The sequence below is a fragment of the Yoonia sp. genome (genome assembly GCF_036007805.1).
Classification (GTDB): domain Bacteria; phylum Pseudomonadota; class Alphaproteobacteria; order Rhodobacterales; family Rhodobacteraceae; genus Yoonia.
Genome location: NZ_DASYOK010000350.1, coordinates 1 through 2,820 on the forward strand (window position 1 = coordinate 1; position 2,820 = coordinate 2,820).

Genomic DNA, 2,820 nt, shown 5'->3' on the forward strand with positions numbered 1-2,820 from the left:
TTGCGCATCAGCTTTCCACCATTTGTGCAGGCAACAACACAACCATCCGGCCGCCATCCTTGATCCGGCCAGCCTGCAAACCTGCATCTGGACCAGTCCCGAAAAAGATATCCGCCCGTTGCGCACCCTTGATTGCGCCACCGGTATCTTGGGCAATCATCAGCCGTTGCATCGGTAGATCACCGTCTTTTTCAATCCAGACAGGCGCACCAAGCGGCACAAAAGCGGGATCAACGGCGATAGATCTGCCAGCGGTAATGGACCGGTTCATCGTTCCCAAAGGTCCTTGATGGGCAGGTACGTCGCTGACCTCGCGAAAAAACACATAGCTTTCGTTTTCCAGCAAAAGCGCATGCCCCGCATCACCGTTGGCATTGACCCAATCACGGATTGCATCGGCGGAAACCTGATCCGGCCCGAACACCCCACGCGCCACCAAAAGCTTGCCAATCGATGTATAGGGCCGCCCGTTCTTTCCACCAAACCCGACACGCATCATGCTGCCGTCGGGCAGACGAATGCGGCCGGACCCCTGGACCTGAAGAAAGAACACATCAACAGGGTCTGTCAGCCAAGCCAGTTCAAGTCCGCGATCTGCCAAAACTCCTTCTTGGTCTATTTCGCGGCGCGAATGATTGAGGTCGTCCGGTCTGGCGTAGATCGGATAGAGATAGGGTTTACCGCGTTCGCGCGATCCATTCAGTTCGGGCTCATAGTATCCGGTGAACAGCGTCTCTTTCCCGTCTTCGACCAAAACAGGGCGGAAGAATTCCTCAAAGAACGCACGCGGATAGGGGTCGGTGCGGGCAATACCATTTAGCGTTGCCCACTCGGGACCGTCCATATCGCCACAGGTGGTCTTGAAAACATCAAAGGCGGCCTGATGATTATCATCACGCCACCCTTTCAGCTGATCAAACGTCAGCGCGGTATAAGTTGGTTCCGCCATCGCACCGCCCATCGGCTTGCAGGGTCAGGCAACCACCAAACCCTGGCACGGGTTAGTCACCCGTAGCAACCAGCCGCCAGTTTGGATCGCCAGCATCCATTTTGCGGGCAAAGGTCCATGTATCTTTCTGGCGCTTGATCTCTTTTTCGCTGCCTTCGATAATATCGCCCGCGCTGTCACGCACGATAGAGGTCATCTCGCTCTTGAATTGTACCGACACCTCGGCCTCATTGGTGGCATCGTCAAATTCGGCGGCAACCAATTTCATATCACTGATACCAATGAACTTGGCATCAATGGTCAGGCCTTGGCGCTGGCGTTCGTCAACGACGGAGGCGAATGCTTCATAAACATCCTCTGAAATAAACGGCACGATTTCATCAAGATCGCCTTTTTCAAAGGCCATCAGGATCATTTCATAGGCGCCACGCGCACCGCCCAAAAATTCGCTCACGTTGAATGACGGATCAACACGCTTCATGCTGGCCAGTGCCTTGGCAGAAACAGAACCATCTTCAACGTGATCTGTAATATCCAGATCAGGACCACCTTCGATCACATCGAATTCCGGCTTGCCGATCCGGCTTGACGGTTCAGGGCGCGCAACGGGTGGTTTTTCAAAACCTTCGCGTGTGCCAAGAACACCGCGCAGGCGCAAAATCAAGAAAACAGCGATGCCGGCAAGCACCAAGAGCTGAATAATCGGAGAGTTCATCGGGACCTCGTTCAGGGGAAGGCATGGAAACACGCCCTTTCCTTCCCTATGTAGGTTGCAGGCGGGCCCAAGTCCACCTTAGGTCAGCACATCTTATGAAAGGCACAGATAATGTGGCTGTTAATTGCGTTTATCGCAGTCCCGATGATCGAAATTGCGCTATTCATACAGGTCGGCGGTTTGATCGGCGTCTGGTGGACCCTTTTGATCGTCCTTCTGACAGCGATCACCGGGTCTTATCTGGTCCGGAGCCAGGGCCTTCGCGAACTGGGGAACCTGCAAAAGTCTTTTTCAGAACTCGACGACCCGACAGAACCGCTGGCCCACGGTGCAATGATCCTTTTTGCTGGTGCGCTACTTTTGACACCCGGTTTTTTTACCGATGTCGTGGGTCTTTCGCTTCTTGTACCAAGCGTCAGGCGCGCCGCTTTCATCTGGGCCAAATCCCGTGTGAATGTGCAGCGCTTTGAAATGGGTGAGACTCCGCATCAACGCCCGCGGCAACCAAATGACCGTGTAATCGACGGTGAATTCGAAGACGTCACGCCACAGAAGAATAGGCCTGAAGGCCCCTCAAACTGGACACGGGATTGAGCCTGCGCTTTTAGGCTGCTAGGAACGCGCGAACCTTATTCAACTGGAGCAGTTTCCAATGTCCGATACACCTGAAAACGGTGCCGCCGCCCAACCCGCCGCCGCCCAAGTCACCAACCGTATTCTTGCGCAATACATCCGCGATATGTCGTTCGAGAATATTCTGGCGCAAAAAGGCGTGACAGGCGATGCACAGCCAGAAATTCAAGTGCAGGTGAACCTTGATGCGCGCAAGCGCGGCACCGAAAACCAGTACGAGGTGATCACAAAGCTGAACATCACCAGCAAGACCAAGGAAAAAGGCGATCCACTTTTTGTGCTTGAACTTGAATACGCTGGCGTTTTCCTTGTCCAGGGTGTGCCTGAAGAACAGATGCACCCCTTCCTGCTGATCGAATGTCCACGCTTGACGTTCCCGTTCGTGCGCCGGATTGTCAGCGACATCACACGTGACGGGGGTTTCCCGCCGCTGAACCTTGATACGATTGATTTTCTGGCGCTTTACCGCTCCGAGCTGGCCCGCCGGACAGAAGCAGAAAAAGCAAAGGCCAACTAGGCCCTA

Annotated in this window: 4 protein-coding genes; 2 read left to right on the plus strand and 2 right to left on the minus strand. The window is 54.4% G+C overall.

The genetic code is table 11. The features are described 5' to 3' along the window. Positions 1-7: 7 nt before the first annotated feature. Both mltA and VGP75_RS18365 read right to left on the minus strand, forming a co-directional pair. On the minus strand, positions 8-961 hold the full coding sequence (mltA, locus tag VGP75_RS18360; RefSeq protein ID WP_526025534.1) for a murein transglycosylase A: 954 nt from the start codon (positions 959-961) through the stop codon (positions 8-10). Positions 962-1,001: 40 nt separating this feature from the next. Next, on the minus strand, positions 1,002-1,664 hold the full coding sequence (locus VGP75_RS18365; protein WP_327545035.1) for a Tim44/TimA family putative adaptor protein: 663 nt from the start codon (positions 1,662-1,664) through the stop codon (positions 1,002-1,004). A 111-nt stretch (positions 1,665-1,775) separates the two neighbouring features. Here VGP75_RS18365 and VGP75_RS18370 point away from each other — a divergent pair, with 111 nt between their 5' ends. Both VGP75_RS18370 and secB read left to right on the plus strand, forming a co-directional pair. Further along, positions 1,776-2,258, plus strand: a complete 483-nt coding sequence (locus tag VGP75_RS18370; protein ID WP_327545036.1) for an FxsA family protein — start codon at positions 1,776-1,778, stop codon at positions 2,256-2,258. A gap of 58 nt (positions 2,259-2,316) precedes the next feature. After that, complete coding sequence (gene secB, locus VGP75_RS18375) at positions 2,317-2,814, plus strand: protein-export chaperone SecB (protein WP_327545037.1); 498 nt, start codon at positions 2,317-2,319, stop codon at positions 2,812-2,814. The last annotated feature ends 6 nt before the right edge of the window (positions 2,815-2,820 follow it).